Origin of the sequence: Streptomyces sp. NPDC002888 (genome assembly GCF_042888465.1) — a bacterium.
Classification (GTDB): Bacteria; Actinomycetota; Actinomycetes; order Streptomycetales; family Streptomycetaceae; genus Streptomyces.
In genome coordinates, this window is sequence record NZ_JBIAPU010000007.1 from 85,776 (window position 1) to 111,125 (window position 25,350).

Annotated in this window: 19 protein-coding genes and 1 pseudogene; 7 read left to right on the forward strand and 13 right to left on the reverse strand. The window is 71.1% G+C overall.

The genetic code is table 11. The features are described 5' to 3' along the window. Nucleotides 1–116: 116 nt before the first annotated feature. Nucleotides 117–917, reverse strand: coding sequence for a crotonase/enoyl-CoA hydratase family protein (locus ACFYWX_RS13595; protein ID WP_389424158.1), 801 nt, complete (start codon nucleotides 915–917; stop codon nucleotides 117–119). Between the two features lie 177 nt (nucleotides 918–1,094). Here ACFYWX_RS13595 and ACFYWX_RS13600 point away from each other — a divergent pair, with 177 nt between their 5' ends. After that, on the forward strand, nucleotides 1,095–2,699 hold the full coding sequence (locus tag ACFYWX_RS13600; RefSeq protein WP_389424159.1) for an acyl-CoA synthetase: 1,605 nt from the start codon (nucleotides 1,095–1,097) through the stop codon (nucleotides 2,697–2,699). A 28-nt stretch (nucleotides 2,700–2,727) separates the two neighbouring features. Here the strand turns inward: ACFYWX_RS13600 and ACFYWX_RS13605 are convergent, their stop codons facing one another. Continuing rightward, the gene (locus ACFYWX_RS13605; RefSeq protein WP_389424160.1) at nucleotides 2,728–3,573 is read right to left on the reverse strand and encodes an alpha/beta fold hydrolase; all 846 of its coding nucleotides are present in this window, start codon (nucleotides 3,571–3,573) and stop codon (nucleotides 2,728–2,730) included. 183 nt (nucleotides 3,574–3,756) lie between these two features. On the opposite strand from ACFYWX_RS13605, the gene paaK reads away from it, so the two are divergent. After that, entirely contained in the window at nucleotides 3,757–5,049 is a 1,293-nt protein-coding gene (gene paaK / locus ACFYWX_RS13610; RefSeq protein WP_389424161.1) for a phenylacetate--CoA ligase PaaK, read from the forward strand. Here paaK and ACFYWX_RS13615 read toward each other — a convergent pair. Continuing rightward, nucleotides 5,046–6,545 carry an acyl-CoA synthetase gene (locus ACFYWX_RS13615; RefSeq protein WP_389424162.1) on the reverse strand — a complete coding sequence of 500 codons (1,500 nt, stop codon included), beginning with the start codon at nucleotides 6,543–6,545 and terminating at the stop codon, nucleotides 5,046–5,048. The genes paaK and ACFYWX_RS13615 overlap by 4 nt on opposite strands. Nucleotides 6,546–6,654: 109 nt before the next feature. On the opposite strand from ACFYWX_RS13615, the gene ACFYWX_RS13620 reads away from it, so the two are divergent. Next, nucleotides 6,655–9,066: a penicillin acylase family protein gene (locus tag ACFYWX_RS13620; RefSeq protein WP_389424163.1), complete on the forward strand. Its 2,412-nt coding sequence runs from the start codon at nucleotides 6,655–6,657 to the stop codon at nucleotides 9,064–9,066. Nucleotides 9,067–9,090: 24 nt separating this feature from the next. Here the strand turns inward: ACFYWX_RS13620 and ACFYWX_RS13625 are convergent, their stop codons facing one another. The 3 genes from ACFYWX_RS13625 to ACFYWX_RS13635 form a co-directional block, all read right to left on the reverse strand. Continuing rightward, entirely contained in the window at nucleotides 9,091–10,644 is a 1,554-nt protein-coding gene (locus tag ACFYWX_RS13625; RefSeq protein ID WP_389424164.1) for an acyl-CoA synthetase, read from the reverse strand. Further along, nucleotides 10,641–11,750: an NAD(P)H-dependent flavin oxidoreductase gene (locus ACFYWX_RS13630; RefSeq protein WP_389424165.1), complete on the reverse strand. Its 1,110-nt coding sequence runs from the start codon at nucleotides 11,748–11,750 to the stop codon at nucleotides 10,641–10,643. Before ACFYWX_RS13630 ends, ACFYWX_RS13625 begins: the two co-directional genes overlap by 4 nt. Nucleotides 11,751–11,845: 95 nt before the next feature. After that, on the reverse strand, nucleotides 11,846–13,408 hold the full coding sequence (locus ACFYWX_RS13635; protein WP_389424166.1) for a phytoene desaturase family protein: 1,563 nt from the start codon (nucleotides 13,406–13,408) through the stop codon (nucleotides 11,846–11,848). Nucleotides 13,409–13,519: 111 nt separating this feature from the next. On the opposite strand from ACFYWX_RS13635, the gene ACFYWX_RS13640 reads away from it, so the two are divergent. Continuing rightward, nucleotides 13,520–14,395, forward strand: a complete 876-nt coding sequence (locus ACFYWX_RS13640) for an NUDIX domain-containing protein (RefSeq protein WP_389424167.1) — start codon at nucleotides 13,520–13,522, stop codon at nucleotides 14,393–14,395. Nucleotides 14,396–14,470: 75 nt separating this feature from the next. Here ACFYWX_RS13640 and ACFYWX_RS13645 read toward each other — a convergent pair whose 3' ends face one another. From ACFYWX_RS13645 to ACFYWX_RS13655, 3 genes and pseudogenes are all read right to left on the reverse strand, one after another. Further along, the gene (locus ACFYWX_RS13645) at nucleotides 14,471–16,708 is read right to left on the reverse strand and encodes a tetratricopeptide repeat protein (protein WP_389424168.1); all 2,238 of its coding nucleotides are present in this window, start codon (nucleotides 16,706–16,708) and stop codon (nucleotides 14,471–14,473) included. A gap of 60 nt (nucleotides 16,709–16,768) precedes the next feature. Further along, nucleotides 16,769–17,476: pseudogene (locus ACFYWX_RS13650) on the reverse strand (oxygenase MpaB family protein); the annotation flags it as partial. A 377-nt stretch (nucleotides 17,477–17,853) separates the two neighbouring features. Continuing rightward, a complete protein-coding gene (locus ACFYWX_RS13655; protein ID WP_389424169.1) occupies nucleotides 17,854–18,042 on the reverse strand; it encodes a hypothetical protein in 189 nt (62 codons plus the stop codon). Between the two features lie 37 nt (nucleotides 18,043–18,079). On the opposite strand from ACFYWX_RS13655, the gene ACFYWX_RS13660 reads away from it, so the two are divergent. Then, nucleotides 18,080–18,277 carry a hypothetical protein gene (locus ACFYWX_RS13660; RefSeq protein WP_389424170.1) on the forward strand — a complete coding sequence of 66 codons (198 nt, stop codon included), beginning with the start codon at nucleotides 18,080–18,082 and terminating at the stop codon, nucleotides 18,275–18,277. Here the strand turns inward: ACFYWX_RS13660 and ACFYWX_RS13665 are convergent. Both ACFYWX_RS13665 and ACFYWX_RS13670 read right to left on the reverse strand, forming a co-directional pair. Then, nucleotides 18,254–20,428 (reverse strand): FUSC family protein, encoded by a 2,175-nt coding sequence (locus tag ACFYWX_RS13665; RefSeq protein ID WP_389424171.1) that lies wholly within the window; start codon nucleotides 20,426–20,428, stop codon nucleotides 18,254–18,256. The two genes, ACFYWX_RS13660 and ACFYWX_RS13665, sit on opposite strands and share 24 nt — an antisense overlap. A 294-nt stretch (nucleotides 20,429–20,722) precedes the next feature. Next, on the reverse strand, nucleotides 20,723–21,856 hold the full coding sequence (locus tag ACFYWX_RS13670; protein ID WP_389424172.1) for a hypothetical protein: 1,134 nt from the start codon (nucleotides 21,854–21,856) through the stop codon (nucleotides 20,723–20,725). Between the two features lie 360 nt (nucleotides 21,857–22,216). Between ACFYWX_RS13670 and ACFYWX_RS13675 the strand changes: the two genes are divergently transcribed. Next, nucleotides 22,217–22,909, forward strand: a complete 693-nt coding sequence (locus ACFYWX_RS13675; RefSeq protein ID WP_389424173.1) for a DUF1931 family protein — start codon at nucleotides 22,217–22,219, stop codon at nucleotides 22,907–22,909. Between the two features lie 281 nt (nucleotides 22,910–23,190). Beyond that, complete coding sequence (locus ACFYWX_RS13680) at nucleotides 23,191–24,384, forward strand: PP2C family protein-serine/threonine phosphatase (protein WP_389424174.1); 1,194 nt, start codon at nucleotides 23,191–23,193, stop codon at nucleotides 24,382–24,384. A gap of 102 nt (nucleotides 24,385–24,486) precedes the next feature. Here ACFYWX_RS13680 and ACFYWX_RS13685 read toward each other — a convergent pair whose 3' ends face one another. Both ACFYWX_RS13685 and ACFYWX_RS13690 read right to left on the reverse strand, forming a co-directional pair. Then, nucleotides 24,487–24,915: a DUF2267 domain-containing protein gene (locus ACFYWX_RS13685; protein WP_389424175.1), complete on the reverse strand. Its 429-nt coding sequence runs from the start codon at nucleotides 24,913–24,915 to the stop codon at nucleotides 24,487–24,489. Between the two features lie 35 nt (nucleotides 24,916–24,950). Beyond that, complete coding sequence (locus ACFYWX_RS13690) at nucleotides 24,951–25,343, reverse strand: DUF2267 domain-containing protein (protein WP_389424176.1); 393 nt, start codon at nucleotides 25,341–25,343, stop codon at nucleotides 24,951–24,953. Nucleotides 25,344–25,350: the final 7 nt, after the last annotated feature.

Below are 25,350 nucleotides of genomic sequence, written 5' to 3' on the forward strand. Positions count from 1 at the left end.
CCAGGTCGGTGGATCGCGCCCATAGGGGCGCGGGGCCGTGCCATCTGCGGCTCCGCCGCGCGGGCGCGACCAGCCACAGCGAACCCGCAGCAGTGAACCGGCCCCCAGCGGAGCGCCTACGCACGCTTGTAGACGGGCGCCCGTTTCTCCGCGAAGGCCCGGGCGCCCTCCTTGGCGTCGGCGGTGTCGAAGATCGGCCAGCCGCGCTTGAGTTCGGCGGCGAGGCCGTTGGTCTCGGTCATCTCGGCGGTGTCGTACACGGACGCCTTGACGGCCTCGACGGCGAGCGGTCCACAGGCGTTGATCCGCTCGGCGATCTCCAGGGCCTTCGCGAGCGCGGTGCCGTCCGGGACGACGTGCCCGACGAGCCCCACGTCGGCGGCCTCCTGGGCGCTGTACGGGCGTCCGGTGAGGAGCATCTCCAGGGCGTGGGTGCGCGGGATCTGGCGCTGGAGGCGGACGGTGGAGCCGCCGATCGGGAACAGGCCGCGCTTCACCTCGAACAGGCCGAAGGTCGCGGACGCGCCGGCCACCCGGATGTCGGTGCCCTGGAGGATCTCGGTGCCGCCCGCGACGCAGTAACCCTCGACGGCGGCGATCACCGGCTTGCGGGGCCGGTGGTGGCGCAGCATCGCCTTCCAGTGCAGGTCGGGATCGGCGTCGAGCCGGGCCCGGTACTGCGGGCCCTCCATGCCCTTGCCGGCCAGGGCCTTGAGGTCCATGCCCGCGCAGAAGGCGCCGCCCGCGCCGGTGAGCACGATCGAGCGGACGGCGTCGTCCTCGTCGGCCTCGAGCCACCCGTCGTACAGGCCGACGAGCATCGGCAACGAGAGCGCGTTCTTGGCCTCGGGCCTGTTGAGTGTGAGCACCAGTGTGGCGCCTTCGCGCTGCACGGTGAGGTGTTCGGTCCCGCCCATGACCCATCTCCCCTCTGACAGAACGAGAACAGGTTGCAGTAGGCGGGGAGGCACTTCAAGGGTTTTCTGACAGACAGTCAGATTTCTTCGCGCGGACCCTTCACAGTTGCGGCGCCCTTTGCTCTGATGACCGGCGAACCGTCGAGGAGCCAGGCCGTCGAAAGGTCAGGAGGAGCGGTGGAGTACAACCTTGCCGACCTGTTCGAGTCGGTCGTCGACGTGGTCCCGGACCGCGAGGCGCTCGTGTATGTCGACCACCCCGGCACCGGTGCGGAACGCCGCCTGACCTACGCGGAGTTGGACGCGGCCGCGAACCGTGTCGGCCACCACCTCCTCGATGCCGGGATACGACCCGGCGAGCATCTCGGACTCCATCTCTACAACGGGATCGAGTACCTCCAGACCGTGCTCGGCTGCCTGAAGGCGCGGATTGTCCCAGTCAACGTCAACTACCGTTACGTCGAGGAGGAGTTGGTCTACCTCTACCGGGACGCGGATCTGGCGGCGCTGGTCTTCGACGCGGAGTTCACGGACCGGGTGGCGGCGGCACTGCCCAGAGCGCCGAAGCTGCGGCATCTGCTGCGGGTGGGAAAGACCGGAGCACTCGGTCGGCCCTTCGAGGAGGCCGAGACCGCGGGGTCTCCCGGTCGGGGGTTCCCGGCCCGTTCGGGCGACGACCAGTTCATCATCTACACCGGCGGCACGACCGGCATGCCCAAGGGTGTGATGTGGCGTCAGGAAGACTTGTTCTTCGCGGGGTTGGGCGGGGGCGCGCCGACCGGTGCGCCGGTGAAGAAGCCGGAGGAGCTGGCCGGGCGGGTGGCGGCCGGCGGGTCGGGGATCACCTTCTTCCCCACTCCCCCGCTGATGCACGGCACGTCCACGCTGACGGCGTTCATCGGCTTCAACTTCGGGCAACGGGTCGTGCTCCACCGCAAGTTCGTGCCCGAGGAGGTGCTGCGGACGATCGAGAAAGAGAAGGTCACCGCCATGTCGCTGGTGGGCGACGCGATGCTGCGACCGCTCGTCGACGCGCTCAGTGGTCCCCTGAAGGGCACGGACTGCTCGTCGATGTTCAGCGTCTCCTCGTCGGGCGCGGTCATGTCGGACACGGTGCGGACACAGTTCCAGGCGCTCCTCCCCCACGTCATGCTGCTCAACAACTTCGGCTCCTCCGAGTCCGGCTTCAACGGCACGGCGACGCAGGACGCCGGACCCGAACGCGGCTTCCGTATCCGCGTCAACTCCCGTACCCAGGTGGTCGATCCGGCCACGTGTGAGCCGGTCACGGTGGGCGAGGTGGGCCGTGTGGCGCAGTGCGGGCACGTGCCGCTCGGCTACTACAACGACCCGGTGAAGACCGCCGAGACCTTCTTCGCGAAGGACGGCGAGCGGTGGGTGCTGCTGGGCGACATGGCGACCGTCGACGGGGACGGCGTGGTCACCGTCCTCGGGCGGGGTTCGCAGTGCATCAACACCGGGGGCGAGAAGGTGTACCCGGAGGAGGTCGAGCAGGCGCTCAAGGCCCATCCGGACGTGTACGACGCGCTGGTGGCCGGGGTGCCGGACCCGACGTGGGGCAATCACGTGGCGGCTGTCGTCCAGCTGCGCGGAGGCGCGCCGCACCCGTCCCTGGAGGACATCCAGACCCACTGCCGCGGCCGGCTCGCCGGGTACAAGATCCCGCGCCAGCTGGTGATCACCGACTCCATCCGCCGCTCACCGAGCGGCAAGGCGGACTACCGGTGGGCACGGGAGGTGGCGGTGACGGCCCAGGGGTGACGCCACGCCAAGCTCTGCCGCGCGCCGCTCAGGCCGGGTCGGTGTCGAGGAACGCGGCGAGACGCCCGACGAACCACTCCGGGTCGTCCAGCCACGGGTAGTGCCCCGCGCCGGGCTGCACCGCGAACTCGGCGTTGGGGAAGGCGTCGGCGGTGCGGCGGGCGAGGTCGGGCCGGGGGCCTCCGTCGAGTTCGCCGGCGAGGACGAGGACCGGGGCGGTGACGCGGGCGAGCGCGGCGCGGGTCGCGGGCGGGTCGTAGGCTCCGGCGGAGCCGTACACGTCGGCGGCGGCGTCGTTGCACTCCTCGTCGGCGCGCGCGTCGTGCTCGCGGGCGGCGTCGTCCCAGCGGCCGTAGAAGAACGGGGCGAACACCGGGTCGAAGTCGGCCTCGTCCCGCAGCCAGTCCTGGAACACGGGAAAGGCCTCCTTGAACCATGGCTCGTCCTTGCGCAGCCGGGCGGCGGCCAGCCGGTCCTCGGAGCTCGCCGGCAGCCCCAGCGCCCACGGGGTGGCGGTGACGAGCGCCAGCCGCGCCACCCGCTGCGGGTACCGCGCCGCGTACAGCATCGCGAGGCTCCCGCCCGCCGAGTGTGCGAGCACGTCCATCCGCTCAAGGCCCAGGTGGGCGCGGAGCGCCTCCACGTCGTCGACCAGCCGGTCGCAGCGGTACGTCGCCGGGTCGTCCGGCACCGCGGACTCGCCGGTGCCGCGCAGGTCGAGGCGGATCAGCCGACGGTGGGCCGAGAGCCCGCCCAGCCCCCCGAGGTAGGCGGAGGCCCGCATGGGTCCGCCGGGCAGAACGACGAGCGGTGCGCCCTCACCCGACTGATGATGGGCGAGGAGGGTCCCGTCGGGTGCGGTGAAGGTCGGCATGACGCCGATCATCGAGGCACGCCAGGGCTTCACGCAACGGTTGCCGCGAGGAACCGAGACGCACCCGAGAAAGTCCCGCCCGTCCCCTTGCCTCATCCCCGGCGGCCTGGATTACTGATCACCGGCACCTCGACCGAATGATCGGTCGCCCGAATCGGTATGGTTGGTGAAGGAGACGGTCTCATGACGGACGTGCGGGATCTGGACCCCGGGGAACGGCTCGACCTCGCGGAACTGCGCTCCCTGCAACTGGAGCGGCTGCGCGCCTCGCTGCGGCACGCGTACGCCGACGTGCCGTTCTACCGGGCCTCCTTCGACAAGGCCGGGGTCCACCCCGACGACTGCCGCACCCTGGACGACCTGTCCCGCTTCCCCTTCACCACCAAGGCGGACTTGCGCGAGAACTACCCGTACGGCATGTTCGCGGTTCCCCGCGAGCGGGTCCGCCGGATCCACGCGTCGAGCGGGACGACCGGGCGCCCCACGGTGGTCGGGTACACGGAGGGCGACCTGTCGATGTGGGCCGACATGGTGGCCCGTTCGATCCGCGCGGCGGGCGGCCGGCCCGGGGACACGGTGCACGTGGCGTACGGCTACGGCCTGTTCACCGGCGGCCTGGGCGCCCACTACGGCGCCGAACGCCTCGGCTGTACGGTCGTCCCCGCGTCCGGCGGCATGACGGCCCGCCAGGTGCAGCTGATCCAGGACCTCGAGCCCGGCATCATCATGGTGACCCCCTCCTACATGCTCACCCTGCTCGACGAGTTCGAGCGGCAGGGTGTCGACCCGCGCGGCACCTCCCTGCGCGTGGGTGTCTTCGGCGCCGAGCCGTGGACCGAGCAGATGCGGCACGAGATCGAGGAGCGGTTCGCGATCGACGCGGTCGACATATACGGCCTGTCGGAGGTGATCGGTCCGGGCGTCGCCCAGGAGTGCGTGGAGACGAAGGACGGGCTGCACATCTGGGAGGACCACTTCTTCCCGGAGGTCGTCGACCCGATCACCGGGGAGGTGCTGCCCGAGGGCGAGGAGGGGGAACTGGTCTTCACCTCGCTCACCAAGGAGGCCATGCCGGTCGTCCGCTACCGGACCCGCGATCTGACGCGACTGCTGCCGGGCACGGCGCGGGTCTTCCGTCGGATGCGGAAGATCACCGGCCGCAGCGACGACATGGTGATCCTGCGCGGGGTGAACCTCTTCCCCACCCAGATCGAGGAGATCGTGCTGCGCACCCCGGGCGTGGCCCCCCACTTCCAGCTCCGCCTCACCCGCGAGGGACGCCTCGACGCGCTCACCGTCCGGGCGGAGGCCCGCCCGGACGCCCCCGCGGAGACCCGCGAGGCAGCCGCGCGAGCCATCGCGGCGGCCGTGAAGGACGGCATCGGCGTGTCCGTCGGCGTGGAGATCGTCGAACCGGAATCACTGGAGCGGTCGGTGGGCAAGATCCGACGGATCGTGGACCTGCGTCCGCGTTAGGCGTCGGTGAACCGGTTCCTGAGTTCCCTCTTGAGGATCTTCCCGCTCGCGTTGCGCGGCAGCTCGTCCACGAACACCACCCGCTTCGGGGCCTTGAAGGGGGCGAGCTTCTCGCGGGCGTGGCCGATGAGTTCGGCCTCCGTCACCTCGCCGCGCGGGACGACGACCGCCGTGACCGACTCGATCCACTTCTCGTCGGGGAGGCCGATGACGGCGACCTCGGCGACGGAGTCGTGCGTGTAGAGGGCGTCCTCGACCTGGCGTGAGGCGACCAGCACGCCGCCGGAATTGATGACGTCCTTGACCCGGTCGACGATGGTGAAGAACCCGTGCGCGTCGCGGACCGCGAGGTCGCCGGAGTGGAACCAGCCGTCACGGAAGGCCTCGGCGGTCTCCTCGGGCTTGTCCCAGTAGCCCTCGCACAGCTGCGGGGAGCGGTAGACGATCTCGCCGGGGGTGCCGTCGGGGACGTCCTCGCCGTTCTCGTCGACGACCCGCGCGTCCACGAACAGGACGGTACGGCCGCAGGAGTCCATGCGGCCCTTGTGCTCGTCGGGGGCGAGGACCGTCGCCAGCGGACCGATCTCGCTCTGGCCGAAGCAGTTGTAGAAGGCGAGCTTGGGCAGCCGCTCCCGCAGCCGTTCGAGGACCGGGACCGGCATGATCGACGCCCCGTAGTACGCCTTGCGCAGGCCGCTCAGGTCACGGGTGGTGAAGTCGGGGCGGTTCGACAGGCCGATCCACACGGTCGGCGGGGCGAAGAGGCTGTCCACGCGGTCCGCCTCGATCAGGTCGAAGAGCCGGTCGCCGTCGGGCGCGTCGAGGATGATGTTCGTGGCGCCGACCGCGATGTAGGGCAGCAGGAACACGTGCATCTGGGCCGAGTGGTAGAGCGGCAGCGCGTGCGCGGGACGGTCGCCCGCGCTCAGGTCGAGCGCCGTGATCGCGCTCAGGTACTCGTGGACCAGTGAGCGGTGCGTCATCATCGCGCCCTTGGGCAGGGCCGTCGTACCCGAGGTGTACAGCAGCTGCACCAGGTCCTCGCCGCGCGGCTCGGGGCCGTCGTACGCAGGTGTGGCGGCCAGTCGCACCAGCAGGGAGTCGTCGGCGTCGCGCAGCAGCATCGTACGGACGCCGTCGGGGAGCTGCCCGGCCAGGTCCGGGTCGGTCAGGACCAGCGTGCTGCCCGACTGGCCGACGATGTACGCGAGGTCGTCGCCGGTGAGGTTCTGGTTGACCGGCACGTGGACGAGGCCCGCGCGGGCGCAGGCGAGGAAGCCGATGAGGTAGGCGTCGGAGTTGTGGCCGTAGGCGCCGACCCGGTCGCCGGGGGTGAGTCCCTGGGCGAGCAGGAGGCTCGCCGCGCGGGAGACCGCGTCGTCGAGTTCCTCGTACGTCCAGGAGCGGTCGCGGTGCTCGACCGCGACGCGCGCCGGGGTGCGGCGGGCGCTGCGGCGCAGCGCCCCGTCAACCGTACTGCCGTGTCCCTGCGTCATGACACATGATCCTCGGTCGGCCGAAGAGCGAGGTCAAGCAACCGGGCCGAGGACACATACCCGTTGGTATGCTCAACCGCCCCTTCCCTCAACGACGTTGGGAGGCACGATGCGCACCCGCTTCAGACGCCTCGTCATCACGGCTGTCGCCCTGCTGACCGCCGCGACCACCCTGCCGGCGGCCGCGGCCGAACAACAGGACCGGCAGAACCGGCAGGACCGGCGACAGGAACATCCTGCGCACGGCGGACTGTCCGCCGTCATCCGGTACACCGAGTACGGCATTCCGCACATCGTCGCCCGCGACTACGCGGACCTCGGATTCGGCACCGGCTGGGCGCAGGCCGCCGACCAGGTGTGCACGCTCGCCGACGGTTTCGTGACCGTGCGCGGGGAGCGGTCGCGCTTCTTCGGGCCCGACGCGGCGCCCGACTTCTCGCTTTCCTCGGCGACCAGGAACCTCTCCAGTGACCTGTACTTCCGCGGGGTGCGGGAGGCAGGCACGGTGGAGCGGCTGCTCTCCGAACCCGCGCCGGCGGGGCCTAGCCGGGCGTCGAAGGACCTGATGCGGGGCTTCGCCGCCGGGTACAACGCCTGGCTGCGGCAGCACCGGATCACCGACCCGGCCTGCGCGGGCGCCGCCTGGGTGCGTCCCGTCACGGCCGTCGACGTGGCTGCGCGCGGTTACGCGCTGGCCGTGCTCGGCGGTCAGGGCCGGGGCGTGGACGGCATCACGGCCGTGCAGCCGCCCACGACGACCGTCACGGGCGGTCCCGACGCCGGAGAGGCCGCGCGGGCCGCCCGCGAGCTGCTGGCCGCGGACACCTCCGACATGGGGTCGAACGCGGTCGCCTTCGGCGGCACCACCACGGCGAACGGCCGCGGGCTGCTGCTCGGCAACCCGCACTATCCCTGGCAGGGCGGCCGCCGCTTCTGGCAGATGCAGCAGACCATCCCGGGGAAGCTCAACGTGTCGGGCGGCGCGCTGCTCGGCACGGCGACGGTGTCCATCGGCCACAACGACCGCGTGGCCTGGAGCCACACCGTCGCCACGGGCGTCACCCTCAACCTCCACCAGCTGACACTGGATCCGGCCGACCCGACGGTCTATCTGGTCGACGGCACACCGGAACGGATGACGCGACGGTCCGTCACCGTCCCGGTGAAGGACGGGGCGCCGGTGACGCGCACCCAGTGGTGGACGCGCTACGGCCCGGTGGTCACCTCACTCGGCGCCACCCTGCCCCTGCCCTGGACGAGCACGACGGCGTACGCGCTCAACGACCCCAACGTCGCCAACCTCCGCGCCTCCGACACCTCCCTCGGCTTCGCCACGGCCCGGGGCACGGACGGCGTCCTGGGTTCCCTGCGCCGCACGCAGGGCCTGCCGTGGGTCAACACCGTCGCCGCCGACTCACGCGGCCACACGCTGTTCACCCAGTCCCAGGTACTCCCCCGCATCACCGACGAGCTGGCCCGGCGCTGCTCCACACCGCTCGGCAAGGCCACCTACCCCTCCTCGGGGCTGGCGGTCCTGGACGGTTCTCGCGGGGACTGCGCGCTCGGCAGCGACGCCGACGCCGTACAGCCGGGGATCTTCGGCCCCGCGAAGATGCCGGTCCTGCGGGACGCGCCGTACGCGGAGAACTCCAACGACAGCGCCTGGCTGGCCAACGTGGACCGGCCGTTGACCGGGTACGAGCGGATCTTCGGCACGACCGGTACCGCGCGCTCGCTGCGGACGCGGGGCGCGCTCGAGGACGTGGCGGCACTGGCCCGGCGCGGTGGTCTGACCGTGCGGGACCTCCAGGCGCAGCAGTACGCCGACCGGGTGCCGGCGGGCGACCTGGTCGCGGCGGACGCGGCGAAGGCGTGCGCGGCCCTGCCGGGTGGTACGGCAACGGGCAGTGACGGCAAGGCCGTTGACGTACGCGAGGCGTGCGGGGTGCTCGCGGGCTGGGACCGTACGGCGAACACCGACAGCCGTGGCGCCCTGCTCTTCGACCGCTTCTGGCGCAAGCTGCCCGTCTCCCAGCTCTGGCGGGTGCCGTTCTCGGCCGCGGACCCCGTGCACACCCCGAACACGCTCGACACCGGCGCCCCTGCCTTCGCGGCGGCTCTCGCGGACTCGGTCGCCGAACTGCGTGCGGCGGGCATCCCGCTCGACTCCAGGCTCGGCGAGCACCAGTTCGTCCTCCGGAACGGAACGCGCATCCCCGTCCCGGGCGGCACGGAGTCGCTCGGCGTGTGGAACAAGGTCGAGCCCGTGTGGAACCCGACGGGCGGCGGATACACGGAGGTGACGACCGGCTCCAGCTACGTCCAGGCCGTCGGCTTCGACGGCAGCCGCTGCCCGGTGGCGCGCACGGTACTGACGTACTCCCAGTCCGCGAACCCGAACTCGCCCCACCACAGCGACCAGACCCGGTTGTTCTCGACCGGCAGATGGGTGACGTCCCGCTTCTGCGAGAAGGACATCCTGTCCTCGCCCGCGCTGCGGGTGGTGCGGGTTCGCTCGTAGGCGGAGCGACGGTCCCCCTGGGTGTCACACGGCTCGGTCGCGGCCCTCCCAGTACGGCTCGCGCAGGCGCCGCTTGTACAGCTTGCCGTTGGGGTCGCGGGGCATTTCCGGGGTGAAGTCGATGCTCTTCGGTCGTTTGTAGCCGGCGAGGTGCTCGGTGCAGTGGTCGAGGAGGGCGGCGGCGAGGGCGGGGCCGGGTTCGTGGCCGGGGGCGGGCTCGACGACGGCCTTGACCTCCTCGCCCCAGTCGTCGTGCGGGATGCCGAAGGCGGCGGCGTCGGCGACGGCGGGGTGGGCGAGGAGGGCGGACTCGATCTCGGCGGGGTAGATGTTGACCCCGCCCGAGATGATGAGGTCGATCTTGCGGTCGCGGAGGAAGAGATAGCCGTCCTCGTCGAGGAGTCCCAGGTCGCCGACGGTGAAGAAGTCGCCGATGCGGTTCTTCCTCGTCTTCGCCTCGTCCTTGTGGTAGGCGAAGCCGCCGGTCGTCATCTTCATGTAGACGGTGCCGAGTTCGCCGGGCGGGAGCCGGTTGCCGTTGTCGTCGAAGATCGCCAACTCGCTGATGGGCCAGGCCTTTCCGACCGTGCCGGGCTTCTTCAGCCAGTCCTCCGCCGTGGCGAAGGCGCCGCCGCCCTCGCTGGCCGCGTAGTACTCCTCCACGCAGTCGCCCCACCAGTCGATCATCGCCCGTTTCACGTGGTCGGGGCAGGGGGCGGCGCCGTGGATGGCGTGGCGCATGGACGTGACGTCGTAAGCCGCCCGGGTGTCGTCCGGCAGCGCCAGGAGGCGATGGAACTGGGTGGGGACCATGTGCGTGTGCGTGCACCGGTGGGCGTCGATGAGCCGGAGCATCTCCTCGGGCGTCCACTTGTCCATCAGGACCAGTTGGTGGCCGATGTGCAGGGACGCGCCCGCGAACTGGAGGACGGCCGTGTGGTAGAGCGGCGAGCAGACCAGGTGCACGTTGTCGGCGAACGGCTTGATGCCGAAGATGCCGAGGAAGCCGCCGAGGTAGGCCTCCTCGGGGAGCTTGCCGGGCAGCGGGCGCCGGATGCCGCGGGGGCGGCCGGTGGTGCCCGAGGTGTAGTTCATGACCCAGCCGAGGGTGCGGTCGGCAGGCGCGGACTCCGGTTGTCCGTCGAGGAGTCGGGCGTAGGGACGGAATCCTTCGACCGTGCCGACGGCGTACCGGTGGGTGGCCGGCAGGCCCGCCTCGTCGGCGGCCCGGCGGGCGGCGTCGGCGTAGCGTTCGTGGGCGAGGAGCACCTTGGCGCCGGAGTCGGAGACGATCCAGGCGATCTCGGGCCCGACGAGGTGGTGGTTGACGGGGACGAGGTAGAACCCGGCCTGGGTGGCGGCGAGGTACGCGGTGAGGAACTCGACGCCGTTGGGCAGGACGACGGCGAAGGCGTCGCCGCGCTCCAGTCCGGCGGCTCGCAGGCCGTGGACGAGCCGGTTGACGGCAGCGTGCAGGCGTCCGGCGGTCCACTGCTGGCCGTCGGGGGCGATCAGGACCGTGCGGTCGGGGTCCTGGGTGGCCTGGGCCCAGAAACCGGCGGGGGGCGTGCTCGTCACTGGCCGCTCCTTCCGGCGATGCGGTTGACGCGGTCGACGGCTCGTTCAAAGCCGCGGGTGAGGTCGTCGAAGACGGCCTGGACACTGCGTTCGCTGTTCATCCGGCCGACGATCTGGCCGACGGGGGTGCCGAGCAGCGGCTCGACCTCGTACTTCTGGATGCGGGAGACGGCCTCCGCGACGAGCAGGCCCTGGAGGGGCATGGGGAGGGTGCCGGGGCCGTCCGGGTCGTCCCAGGCGTCGGTCCACTCGGTGCGCAGCTGGCGGGCGGGCTTTCCGGTCAGGGCGCGGGAGCGCACGGTGTCGCCGGAGCCGGCGGCGAGCAGCTTGCGGGTCAGGCCGGGCGAGTGCAGGTCGGCCTCGGTGGTGGTGAGCCAGAGGGAGCCGAGCCACACGCCCTGGGCGCCGAGGGCGAACGCGGCGGCCACCTGCTGTCCGCTGCCGATGCCGCCTGCGGCCAGGACCGGCAGCGGGTCGACGGCCTCGACGACCTCGGGGGTGAGCACCATGGAGGCGATCTCGCCGGTGTGCCCGCCGGCCTCGTACCCCTGGGCCACGACGATGTCGATGCCCGCGTCCATGTGTTTGCGGGCGTGCCGGGCGCTTCCGGCGAGGGCGGCGACGAGGACGTCCTGGTCGTGGGCGCGGGCCACGACGTCGGCGGGCGGTGAGCCGAGGGCGTTGGCGAGCAGCCGGATGGGGTAGTCGAAGGCGACGTCGAGCTGGGTGCGGGCGACCTGCTCCATCCAGCCGGTGATGCGCCAGCCGGACGCCTCGCCCTCGGCGAGCTCGGGCACGCCGTGTTTGGCCAGGGTGTCGCGGACGAACTCCCGGTGTGACGCGGGGATCATCGCCTCGACCTCGGCCTCGCTGACGCCTTCGACCTTCTTGGCGGGCATGACGACATCCAGGCCGTACGGCCGCCCCTCGACGTGCGCCTCGATCCAGTCGAGGTCGCGCTTGAGCTCGTCGGGGGCGGTGTAGCGGACCGCGCCGAGCACGCCGAACCCGCCGGCCCGGCTGATGGCCGCGGCGACGGCGGGGAACGGCGTGAAGCCGAAGACGGCGTGCTCGACTCCGAGTTGGTTGCTCAGCTCCGTCTGCATGGGCGCAGGATGCCGCAGCCGTCCGGACGACGGAAGAGGTATTCTGATAGACCGTCAGATTTCTTGTGCGCGGGGCGGCGATCGGCTGTGGGGCGTCAGTCGGCCTCCAGCACCGCCATCGCCGCGTTGTGCCCCGGCACCCCGCTCACGCCTCCCCCGCGCACGGCCCCGGCCCCGCACAGCAGCACGTTCGCGTGCCGGGTCTCCACGCCCCAACGGCCCGTGCCCTCCTGGGCGTACGGCCAGGACAGGTCGCGGTGGAAGATGTTGCCGCCGGGCAGCCGCAGGTCGCGCTCCAGGTCCAGCGGGGTCTTCGCCTCGATGCAGGGTCGGCCCTCGGCGTCGGTGGCCAGGCAGTCGGCGAGGGGTTCGTCGAGGTGGGCGTCGAGCTGGGCGAGGGTGGTCTTCAACAGGTCCTCGCGCACGGAGTCGTTGTCCCGTTCGAAGAGCCGGGCGGGCGTGTGCAGGCCGAACAACGTCAGTGTCTGGTAGCCCTGTTCGACCAGTTCCGGGCCGAGGATCGTCGGGTCGGTGAGCGAGTGGCAGTAGATCTCCGAGGGCGGGGCGGCGGGCAGCTCACCGGCGGCGGCCTGGGCGTGGGCGGTGGCGAGCTGGCCGTAGCCCTCGGCGATGTGGAAGGTGCCGGCGAAGGCCTCGCGCGGGTCGACGGAAATGTCCCGCAGCCTGGGCAGCCGCTTGAGCAGCATGTTCACCTTGAGCTGTGCGCCCTCGGCGGGCGTGGGTCGGGCGTCGCCGGTGAGGGCCGCGAGGTGCTGCGGCGAGGCGTTCACCAGGACGTGCCGGGCGGTGACGGTTCCCTCGGCGTCGGCGGTCCGGTAGGCGACCTCGGCGGTCGTGCCGTCCGTGGCGATCCGTACCGCCTCGTGCCCGGTGGCGACGACTGCACCCGCGGCGCGGGCCGCGGCGGCGAGGGCGTCGGTCAGGGCGCCCATGCCGCCGACGGGGACGTCCCAGGCGCCGGTGCCGCCGCCGATGACGTGGTAGAGGAAGCAGCGGTTCTGCTTGAGGGAGGTGTCGTGGGCGTCGGCGAAGGTCCCGATGAGGGCGTCGGTGAGGACCACGCCCCGGACCAGGTCGTCGCTGAAGTGCTCCTCGATCGCGACGCCGATCGGCTCCTCGAAGAACGCCCGCCAGGCGTCCCCGTCGTCGATGCGGCGTCGCAGCTCGTCCCGGGTGGGCAGCGGCTCGGTGAGCGTCGGGAAGACCCGCTGGGCGAGGCGGCCGGTCCGGTCGTAGAAGCGCTGCCAGGCCTCGTACTCGCGCTCGCCGCCGGTCAGCCGGGCGAACGCCTCGCGGGTGCGCCGTTCGCTGCCGCCCACGAGGAGACCGGTGGGCCGGCCCCCGCGCTCGACGGGCGTGTACGAGGAGATCGTGCGCCCCCGTACGCGGAAGTCCAGGCCCAGGTCCCGCACGATCTTCTTCGGCAGCAGGCTGACCAGGTACGAGTAACGCGACAGCCGCGCGTCGACGCCGGTGAAGGGGCGGGTGGAGACGGCGGCGCCGCCGGTGTGGTCGAGCCGCTCCAGCACCAGTACGGACCTTCCGGCCCGGGCCAGGTAGGCGGCGGCGACCAGGCCGTTGTGGCCGCCGCCGACGATGACGGCGTCGTACGCGCGGTGTCCCTCGAGTGCAGGCATGGTTCTTGGTAACACGGGGTGATCGCGATCGGCCAGAGACAGGCCCGGCCGACGGCGGCGGATCCGGCGTTCCCACCCGCCACGCCGGCCGGGCCGTGTTGACTGTCCCGGGTGACGAGCGAACTCCCCGACCCCACCCAGACCGCCGCGCTGCTGGTCAACCGGCGTGGACAGTACCTGCTTCATCTGCGCGACGCGCACAAGCCCATCTGCGACCCGGGGACCTGGTCCCTGCCGGGAGGCGCCCGGGAGGGGACCGAGACGCCCGCGGAGGCGGTCGCCCGCGAGTTGCTGGAGGAGACCGGGCTCCGTATCGAGGGTCTCGTCCCCTACACCGTCTTCAAGAACGACATCACGGTGTTCCTGGGCCGCTGGGACGGCGATCCCTCGCGGCTGCCGGTGACCGAGGGCATCATGTTCGCCTTCTTCGACGCCGCGACCACCGCGCAGCTGACGATGGCGCCCTGGGCGGCGGAGGTCATCGCCCAGCACCGGGCCGACGGCACGATCCTGCCGGTGCCTTCGCCGACACCGGCGGGCCACGGCGCGCTGACGGTCCCGAACGTCCTCGGCGTGCACCTGTACCTGGAGCGCGACGGCGAGGTGCTGCTCGGGCTGCGCCATCCCGACTCGGCCTTCGCACCTCTGGAGCACCACTTCCTGGCCGGTCACTGTGAGCAGGAGTCCGCCGTCGCCTGTCTGGTCCGGGAGGCTCAGGAGGAGGCGGGCCTGGTCGTCGACGCCCGGGACGTCGATTTCGCCCACGCCGTCCATATGTCCCACGGCCCCGGCACGCGACCGCGCCTCCAGCTCGTCTTCCGCGCGCGGCGGTGGCAGGGCGAGCCGCGGGTGCTGGAGCCGGACAAGTGCGTCGGCTGGGACTGGTGGCCCGCCGACGCCCTGCCCGAGCCGACGGTCCCGTACGCCCGGGCGGCGATCGACGGGATCCGCAACGGTCGGTTGTACACCGAGATGGGCTGGGGCTGAGCCGAGCCCGGGCCCTTGACGCTCCCGCCGGCGCCCGGCCGACCGGGGTTGGTCTCCGGGCTCCCCGTGCTCCCCTCAGCGCCCGTCCGTCGCCCGTCGGCGTCGTTCCGTGACCTTGCGGTAGAGCTCGACGGCCTCCGCGTCTCGGCCGAGTTGTTCCAGGCAGTGGGCCTCGTCGTTGCGGCTGGAGAGGGCGTCGGGGTGGTCGGCGCCGAGGACGCGCTCGCGGGCCGTGGCGACCCGCCGGTACTCGGTGAGGGCGTCGGCCCAGCGGCCGAGCCAGCCGAGGCCGACGGCGACCTCGCGTCGGCTGACCAGAGTGTCGGGGTGCTCCGCCCCCAGCACGCGCTCGCGGATCGCGCACACGTCGCGGGACTCGGCGAGGGCCTCCTCCCAGCGGCCGAGACGGCCGAGGTTGACGCCGAGGCCGTGGCGGGCGCGGAGGGTCTCGGGGTGGGCGGGGCCGTGGACGCGGGTGCGGTCGTCGATCAGCTCGCGGTAGAGCCGGAGTGCCTCGGCGCTGCGGCTGAGCCGGCCGAGGCTGATGCCGATCTCGTAGCGGGCGGCGAGCGTGTCCGGGTGGTCGGGGCCCAGGGCCTGGGCCCGGGCCGCGGCGACCTCGCGGTAGGTCCGCAGCGCCTCCTGCCAGCGTCCCAACTGACCTAGGGCGTACGCCACTTCGTAGCGCGTGACCAAGGTGTCCGGGTGCTCCGCCCCCAGCACCCGGGCCCGCGCCGACGCCACCTCGCATGCCATGCGGTACGACTCCTCCAGCCGTCCGAGCCGGCTGAGGTTGAAGGCGAGGTTGTGCCGACAGCGCAGGGTGTCGGGGTGGTCGGGCCCCATGAGGTGTTCCCGGGCGGCCAGCACCGACACGTACACCTTGTGGGCGTCCTCGTGGCGGCCCAACTGGCCGAGTACGTAGGCCATTTCCTGGCGGACGGCGAGGGTGTCCGGGTGGTCGGCGCCCAGCGCCCGGATCCGGGCGGCGGCCACATGCTTGTACTCGCGCAGCGCGTCCGCGGCGCGGCCCGTGCGGCTGAGGGTGAAGGCGACCTCGTAGCGGCTGGCGAGGGTGTCGGGGTGGTCGGGTCCCAGGAGCCGTTCGCGTTCGGCGGCGACCGCCCGGTGCACCTCGCCGGCCTCGGCCCAGCGGCCGAGCCGGCCCAGGCTGAGGCCTGCGTTGTGCCGGCCGGTCAGCGCGGTGAGCGTCTGCGGAGGCGGCGCGGGCGGTTCCTCGGGAGCGCCGGGCGGCTGGACGCGGTCCGACGGCGGGCGTGGGATCCACTCGCCGGTGAGGCCCGCCCCGGCGTCCGGCGGGGTGGCGGTCAGCCCGGCGCCGGTCGCCTTGTGGCCGGTGGTCATGCCGCGCGTCCAGGACGGCAGGCGGGGTTCGCGCGCGGCCTGTTCGGGCAGCGGGAAGTCCGGCTGGGGCGTGACCACCGTCGGCACGTACGCCGGTGTCGTACGGCCCAGTCCGATCCTGCGGCCCAGCTCCCGGCCGTCGCGTGGGCGTTCCTCGGGGCGCTTGGCCAGCAGGTCGAGGATGACCTTGTCGAGGTAGGCGGGCAGTTCGGCGCGGTGGCTGCGCGGCGGGCGGGGCGGGGTGTCGCGGTGGCCGACGAGGATGGCCCAGGGGTCGTCGAGGTCGAACGGGGGCGCTCCCGTGGCGATCTCGTACAGCACGCACCCGAACGAGTACAGATCGCTGCGCTGGTCCACCTCGATGCCGCTGATCTGCTCCGGCGACATGTAGTGCGGGGTGCCCATGGCGATGCCGGTGCCGGTGAGGCGGGAGGTGAAGCCGATGTCGTGGCCGAGGCGGGCGATGCCGAAGTCGCAGATCTTCACCGTGCCGTCGGTGAGCCGCATGATGTTCGCGGGCTTGAGGTCGCGGTGCACGATGCCCTGCTGGTGCGTGTAGGCGAGGGCGGCGGCGACCTGGTCGGCGATCTCGACGACGTCGGCGACGGGCAGCGGATGGTGCTTGTTGTCCTCCAGGAGCTGGCTGAGATTACGGCCCTCCAGCAGCTCCATCACCAGGAACAGGATGCCGTCGGACTCGCCGAAGTCGTGCACGACGGTCACCCCGCGATGCTGGAGCGCTGCGGCCACCCGGGCCTCACGTCGAAACCGCTCCCGCAGGACGCGCGTGAACGCCTGGTCGCGCTGCGGTCCGAGCGGCTTGAGGCACTTCACGGCGACCTGCCGGCCCAGCGACTCGTCCCGCGCACGCCACACCTCGCCCATGCCGCCGCGCCCGATCAGATCGAGCAGCCGGTACCGGCCCTGGACCAGCCTGGTGTCCGCCATCCCCTACCGCCGCCCCGTCACCGTCGCGCCCTCCCCTGGCCCGTCCAGTATGGCGGCCTATCACCCGACTTTGTACGGTGCCGGGCGGGCCTCGGGGCCCAGCCGGGCCATGGCACGCAGGATGTGTTTGGGCGGGAGTTGCCAGCGCAGACCTGCGGGAACGCTGCGCAGCAGGGTGCCTGTGGCACGCAACTGGCGGGTGACGACGGCCGGTTGCGGGGCGGGTCTGCCGTACAGCTCGTGGGCGTACGGCGGCAGGGAGGCGTACGCCAGACACGCCACGCGCCGCCACAGCACCTCGCGCGCCGGGACGAGGAGCGGGTGGATCGGCGGACGGCGCAGGAAGTCGTCCACCTCGCGCGCCTCCGGTCCGGCGACGAGGTCGGGGCGCACCTTCTCGAAGTAGGCCTTCATGGCGGCCCGGTCGGCGGGTACGGCATCGGGGTCGAGGCCCACCAGCCGGGCGCTGACGCGGTGTTCGGCGAGGTAGCGGTCGGCCTGGGCGTCGGTGAGCGGGAACCCGGAGCGGCGCAGGACGTGGAGGTACGAGTCGATCTCGGCGCAGTGCACCCACAGCAGCAGCTCGGGTTCGTCGACCCCGTACCGCTCCCCCGTGTCGGGGTCGGTCGCCGAGAGCATGCTGTGGATCTTCCGGACCTGGGCGCCCGCCTTCTCCGCGGCCTGCGTGGTGCCGTACGTCGTCGTCCCCACGAAGTTCGCCGTGCGCATGAGCCGGCCCCAGGCGTCGCGCCGGAAGTCGCTGTTCTGCTCGTTCGCCGCCAGGGGCGGCGTCGGTGTCCGCCTGCCAGCGGATGCCCCTGGCGGTGCGGCGGCGCGGTTCCTCCCGCAGGCCGGAGGCGAGGTCCCGGGCCGCCTCGGAGGGCAGACCCCAGGTCGGCGCCAGGACGAGCCGCAGGTTCCTGCCGTTCGTGTTCGCCTCGGGCTGCCTCATAACCCTTGTCCTGCCGCCTGGTAGGCCTCGGTGATGTCGCGCCTCGCCGCTTCCCCCAGGCTGCCACCACAGGGAGGCATCCGCTCGTCCACCCGTTGGCAGCACGCCGCGCCTGCGGGCCTGGGCACCCACTGCATGCTGAATGTGCGACCCATTCTCCCGAGGATCGAGGGCGACCCGGGTACAGGGCCTCCTACAGCTCATCGAGGACGGCATCCACCTCGTCGTTGCGGCGCTCCTCGTACTGCTCGCGGGGCTCCTGACCGTCGGGGTCGTCCCTGACGTCATCAGGTCGATCCAGGGGCCGTACCGCGAGGAGTCGGTCGTTCTCTCCGCCCTGGACAGCGGCCTGGTGCTGTTCATCGTGGCCGAGCTGCTCCACACCGTCCGCCTACCATCAGCTCCGCACGGTTCTCATCGTGACAGCCGAGGCGGAGAAGTCCTTCCGGTGGAACGTCGAGGGGATCGAACTGCTCATCCTGGCGGGGCTGATCCTCGTGATGGCGACAGCGGTGTACGTGTGGCGGCGCTCGACGCGGCCGGGAGACTACTTCCCGCTCCGGGGGGCGCGGCGCTCCCCGTCGCCGGAGCCGTCACCCACTCCGGTGCGCGGGTGATGATCCGTCACCTTCCGCAGCCGCGGCCGCCCGCACCCGTTGCTCCTCGCGAGCAGAGCCGACGTCCCGTTCCAGGGGTGTGCGGCTTACGGCTGTCGCGAGGTTGTCCAAGGCCCGCTTCTGCAGTTCCGCCCCGCGCCGCAGCACCGGGCTCCGGTCCCCGGTGGCGCCCTCCCACGCGTGGAGCGTCTCCTCCACGCGCCCCCAGTCCGGATTCCTGTGCTCGCGCACGTCGTCTGCCGCCTGCGCGGTGTCCGCCTCCAGGGCCTCGGCGAACCGCTCCGCCTCGGGGGCGAAACGACTGTCGGCCCGCGGGACGTGGCTCTCCATGAGCATCGCCGCCCGGTCGAACCCCTTGAGCGCCTCCTGCGCATCCTCCGCCTCGCGCGACGTCAGACCCCTGGGGCGGACCGGTTCCTGCCTTGCCTGGTCGTAAGCCTCCTGCCAGGCGGCACGTGCCTCCCTGCTCGCCAGCAGGGCCCTGCGCATGTCGGCACGATGCTCCCGGGTCGGTTCGGCGTAGCTGCGGAGCACTGCGGCCGCGTAGCGGCCGTTGGCGGCGAGCCAGTCCGCAAGCCGACCCGGCAGCCGGGGGGTCTCCCATGCGGGGAACACCACGTACGCCAGCATTGCCAGGGCCCCGCCGAGCAGGGTGAGCACCACCCGTTCCGGGACCGTCTGCTCCCATGCCTGGCCGCCCATGCCGAGCAGGAAGACGACGTACGCGGCAGTGAAGCACTGGGAGTAGGCGTAGCCGGTACGGAGCAGCGTGTACGACAGGGCCGCCGAGACCACCGCCAGCGCGCCGAACACATGGGCGTCCGGGCCCAGGGCCCGCACCATCCCGGTGGCGAGCGCGACCCCTGCCAGGGTCCCGGCGAGACGGCCCACCGCACGCGCGTACGTCCGGTGGAAGTCCGGCCGCATCACCATCACCGAGGCGATGGGCGCCCAATAGCCGTGGCCCACGGGTAGCCGGGAAGCGATCAGATAGCCGAGCGTGGCCACCGCCGCCAGGCGGACGGCGTGCCGGAACACGGGCGAGTCCCGGCGGAGCTCACGGCGGACCGCCCGGACGACGACCGGGAGCAGCCGGAACATGGTCGGGCGCACCAGGAATCGGGCGCTCGCGGGGCCGGGCGGCGTAGGCGCCTTGTCGCGCGCGCCGCCGCTCCCGGCGATCTCCAACGTCTCGGCGAGCAGTTCCACGAGCCGTTCGGCGGCCTGCCGGGCGGGCCCCTCCAGCACCTCGCCCTCCTCATCGACGCGCAGGACGTCCGCGCTCCCGGGCGGCACCTCGGCGGGAGTGCCGCGGCGGATCGAACGGGCGGCCGCGTCCAGGACGTCGGCGGCCGCGCCGAGCAACTCCCGTGCGCGGTCCCGCCCGGGTCCCTCCGCCGGGGCGCCGACGTCCGGGTCCGCGAGCGCGGCGACGACCGGCAGAATGCGCTCGGCGAGGCCCCGGGGGCCGTGGAGGACGGGGGGACGAGTGCGGGCTTGTGATGGCGTCACGGCGGCCGCGTCCCGGGCCGTCATCAACGGCTCCGGGTCGAACGGGGCGGCCGGGTCGTGTCGCAGCCGGCGGGCGTAGTCCGCCACGGCGGCCAGCGCGTCGGCGAGGGCGTCACGATGCGCCCCCCATCGGCGGATCGGGCACAGCAAGATCAGTACGGCCTGCGCCATACCTCCGAGCGCGATGACCCCGGCGTGTTCCAGGGCTCGCCCGACGCTCGTGGGCAGGGTGATGGTCACCAGCATGCTGCCGACCGTCGTCGCTGCGACGATCCCAGCGGTCGATCCGAGGGACCACGCCATCCCCGCAGCAAAGGCCCATACGGCCAGCAGTGGGAGGAAGGTCACGAGTCGCCCATCTGCCAGGTAGCCCACGAAGGTGCTGAGCGCCAGACCCGCGCCCGCGCCGAGCGCGATCACCTTGCGCGGACGCCAGGTGCGCTGGAAGGTGGCCGCACCCGCGGAGTAGGCACCGAGGGCTGCGGACGCGGCGTACGCAGGGGAGACCAGCCACAGCGCCGGCCCAATGACGAGCGCCACCCCAGCAGCCGTGCGCAGCGCGAGCAAGGGCTCCAGCCGCGTCTCCTCGATCGTGAGCCCGGATCGCACGACCTCCCCGAAGGTCCGCAGCCACCTCACTCATGTGAGCCTAGCCGGAACGCCCTGCCGGGGCGCGTCGGCCGCGCCGCCGCCTCCTGACGGCACCGCGCTCGGACGCGCGGCCCCGGGCCGACGTCCACCGATAAACCGGCACACTCTCACGTACATTGACGATCGATGACCACACCCCCGGCACCGGACGTTCAGCCTCAGCGGCCGCGTATCGGCTGAAGAAGGGGTGACGGACCTGCCCTACCGGGACAACACCCGCCCCGTCATCGCCATGATCAACCCGCCGGCGCACATCGCGCTGCTGGTTGTGCCGGTATCGGTTCACTTCGAGGGCTGGTCACCGTGGTCGTCTTGGAGCGTGTGACGACGTTCCTGTTCGCGCTTGGAGTAGGCGGCCGCCCGGATCGCATCGTCGCTCTCCAAGCCTGATCCCAGCGCGCCGCCCACGGTGGCGACCGAAGCGACGAACCAGGACAGCGTCAAGTACTCCTCGGCGTCCAGTGGGGTTCGTGTCACGGAAGCGAACGCTTGGTCGTTGAGGATGAACAGCGCCCACACCCAGTTGATGACCATCAAACCCACGTAGCAGACGAGCACCCCGATACCCACGGTCACGACCGTCGAGGCGTTGTAGAGCCACGCCCTCTGCCTCGCCTCCGGCGAGCTCTCTGCTGATCGATGCCACAGCTCCGCGTCTATGATCAGCCAGCCGATCATGAGCGCGACAGATCCGACCGTGGCGATCACGAGGCGTGGCACGCTCAGGGTCTCAGCCAGGCTCCAGACGGTGGAGTTCACGGTGGCGACCGCTCCTGTGGCGAGTGCGGCCGCCAGGGCTTTCGACAAGCCCGGCACCAACCGCCACGGCCGGTTGGCTCGGACCATACCGACGAGCACCCGCAGGTAACCGCGCGGCCCGCTGACGACGTACCGAAGATCGTCGGTCTCCTTCTCACCGATCGGGCCCGGATGAATAGGCGCGAGACGATTGACGAAGGGCCCCAGAAGCGGCTGACTTCGCGGAGGTCCTTCAGCCCCAGTGGTTTGCGGGCCCGCCAAGCCAAGCACGGCTTCTTCGACGGCCCGCCGGGCCCTCGTCTGCAGCCTCAGGCCCCCCAACGAAGGAAGAGAGAGCAGCGCCAAGCCGTGTTCGTGATTCAGATTCACAGCGAGCCTGCGTCCGTGTGAGTGCAGCGGAAGGTCGGTGAGGGCCACGACGATGTCCCAGTTCTCCGCACTCCCACGGTCCATGATCCGGCGCATCAAGGTGGGCGGGTCTTCCGTCCCCGAGGTGAAGGGCTCACTGACCACCTCGACGTCGAACCGTCGCCCCTGGCCCGACTTGTCGGCGAGCCGAGCAGAAAGTGTCCGGGCCATGCGCTGCGCGATCTCCGTCGGCGCGTCCGGATCCGCCAGGAGAGCCACGACCGTAACGCCCTGAGACGACACCCGCATGACTGGACCCTCTCGTCGGCTGTCCCGCGATCCCAAGTGCCCACAGACGCCGCCGAGGTAACGTCGACGCCGCGTGACACGCTGGCCTCCGCCAGCAGGTGCAGGCGGTACGGCCAAATCTCCTCGTCTTCCCAGCAAGGGGCCTGCTCCCACCACCGGGCCACGATCGCGTCCGCCACCGCGAAGACCCGCTCAGGCATCACCCCGGCACGCACCGCACGCCGCGCCACCGACCACACCACTTTTCCGTGTCCGGCCCGGGAGCCGGAGTCCGGCAAAGCCCTGTCACGCGGGAAATCCAGAACGCCTGCGAGGCACAGCGCTACGTCCTGCCCGGCACCGAGGCGGCTGGTGGGCGGGATGGGCCGCGTCAACCGGCCCTGGCTGCTGCTCACCGACTCTCCCGAGCGCTCTCTGGCCCTGCTGTCGGTCCGCACGCCCGTCCGACAACCCGGGCAGTCGGACGTATGGGTCTGGCAGGGCAATAGAGGGAGGCTAATTGGGCCCGACATGCGCATGCGTTCGCGCGCCCCCGTCGGCCAGGCTGGCTGGGAAGCCCAGGGGCCGGGAGCCACCCGGCTCCCGCAGCCGGAGGTTGCCGTCATGACCGTGATGTCCATCGCCAGATTCGAGAGGTTCTTTCGCGCGGCCGCAGGACTGAACGTCGACAAGAACGATCTCAAGCGCTACAGCGACTTCGTGGACGCCAAGCTCTACGATCTGCTGACCGTCGCCCAGGCCACTGCCAAGGCCAACGGGCGCGACATCATCCGGACCTGTGACCTACCGATCACGAAAGGCCTGCAGGAGAGCATTCACCACTTCCGGAAGATCGACCAGGAAGTAGAACTCAAGCCGATCCTGGAACAGCTCGCCACCCATCCCGCTCTGGACCGCATGCCCGATGAGGAGACCGAGGCGGCCTATCCGGATATCATCGGCGGACTCAGCCTGGCCCTTGCCCAGAGCTTCAAGATCCTCCACCCCGACCTGAAAAACCCCCAGACCCAGCACTGGGACGAGGCTCGAGCCGTCTTCGACCTCCTGTTGTGAGTGGCGACCGGAACAGGCGGTGCAGGCCACGGCCGAACAGCGTCAGCGCGCTCCGCCCTTTGGCTGCCGCAACGATCCTGCTGGCCCGCCGCAGGGCCTCGCCCACGTCCAGGGTGCTACCAAAAGCGGTTCTGGTTGGTGAGCTGGCCGAGACCGCGGCGGGTACCCGCCGGGTGCTGGAGCAGAGGGCGAGCCCCAGCCCTCCCGACTGATCGGCCCACAGCTCGAGTGTCGGAGAGCTCAGATTGTGACGGCTCGTCCTCGAAGGGATCATCGATGGCATGGACAGGAACGTGTCCGTCGGGTCCGAGGAGCGGCTGCTGGATGAACTGGTCAGCGCGGCCCAGCTGGCATCACCTGCGGAACTGCCCGTGGTCCTGAACCGGTATACCGAGGCCATGGGCTTGGGCAGGGCCGTCATCTATCTGGTCGACATCCAGCAAAGACTGCTGGTGCCGTTTGTCGAAGGCGAGCCGGAACTGGAGCTCGACACTTCGCTGGCCGGATGGGCCTACCGCACCGACTCTCTCCGAGTGGAAGAAACCCCCTCCGGAGGGCTGAACGTGTGGCTGCCCCTGACCGACGGAGCGGAGCGGCTGGGCGTCGTGGAGCTGAACATGAGCGCCCTGGACGGGCTCAAGCTACGGCGCTGCCGAACGGCGGCGCTGCTCCTCGCACTGATCATCACATCCAAGCGCACCTACAGCGACACCATCGCGCAGCGCATGCGCACCAAGCCGATGCACCTGCCCACGGAGATGGTGAGGGCCTTTCTCCCTCCCCGGTCGATCGGCACCGGGCGGGTCGTGTCGACGGCCGTTCTGGAGCCTGCGTACGAACTGGGCGGCGATGCTTTCGACCATGCGTTCACCGAGGACGTTCTGCACGCCGCAGTACTTGACGGCATGGGGCACGATCTGGCGTCCGGACTTGCCACTTCTGTCGCCATGGCAGGCTGCCGTAACGCCCGGCGCAGCGGGGCAGACCTGAACGAACTCGTGGGCACCATGGACGAGGCGTTGGCGAAGTGGCTTCCGGAGCAGTTCTGCACGGGTGTCTTCACCCACTTGCACATGCCCACCGGTGTGCTGCGCTGGTGCAATTGCGGCCACCCGCCTCCGTTGCTCATCCGTCGCCACCGCCTGCTCCACAAGGCCTTGGAGCGGCCACCTGAGCCTCCTTTGGGTCTGCCCGCCAGTCTCGCCGGGACCTCCCGTCAGGTGCACGACGTCAGCCTCGAACCCGGTGACCGAATACTGCTCTGCTCAGACGGCGTCGTGGAATCACGCGACGAGGCAGGCGAAGAGTTCGGCCTGGAGCGCTTCACCGACTACGTCATCCGGTCGACAGCAGCAGGGCAGAGCGCCCCGGAAGTGCTGCGCCTGCTCATCCATGCCATCCTCGAGCATCAGCACAACCAACTCAGCGACGACGCCACGATTTTGATGTTCGAGTGGCAGCCCCCTGATCCGTGACCGCAAGAGCCGGAAGGCGCAGCCGTGGCGCCAGAAGACCGGCCGGGGCGCCGTAGGCCTGCTCGGCGCGTTGCGCCGCGCTCATGACCTCCTCCACCGGGGTCACGGCAGGAGCGCGGCAAACGAGTTCGGCACCCGGGATTTGAGGTGCTGCCATTCGCCGGCGCTCACATGGCGCTCCAAAGTTTTCAGTACGGTGCGCACCAGCTTCTCGCTGCCACCCTCGACCGCATAGGGGAATTCACTCCGGACCCGTGCGAGGAACTCCTCGTTGCTCATCTTTACGGGCGTTTCGGCCGGTTTCCAGCCGTCGTAGTAGACGCCTCTGACGATGGTCGGCAGTTGGGCGCCGAACTGTACGGCCGTCTCGACCGGGAGACGATCCCGAAGCGGGTGCAGCACCGCCCGCAGTGCCGCGTACGACTGCTTACGCCGTTCTTTGGGCCATTCGAAGGCCTCCTCGACGTCTTTGAGGAGCCGATTGGCCTTGTCCACCATGGTGTCGAACGAGGAGAAACCTGTATCAACCATTTTCGTGGGCCTTTCGTTCTGGGCGCCTCACGGGCTCAGTCCGCGAGGTCGGCCTTGCCGAACAGGACCGCGTAACTGGAGGGGAGTTGGCTGATGATCTGATTCAGTTCTCCGCCAGTGACAGCGTCGGCAACGGTGGTCAGGACCGCGCTGGCGTCCCACTGCGCCGTACGCGGCCGGGCATTGGTGCGCTCGGCGACCCAGCGGTAGAACTCTTCGATCCCGAAGCTCTGCGCCTGCTGCGGCGTGGCATGTTCCAGAACTTGTCCCAGCGGGCCGGGCAGCTGTGATGCGAGGTCCTTGACCTCTCCCGGGCTGACCCGTTGGGCCAGCACTTCCAGCACGGCGTTGGTGACGTCTGCGGCTTCGTCCTGGTCGTTGTATTCGCCTCGCTCGCGTACACGGGCGAGGAATCCGTCGTATTTCATCGCTGCC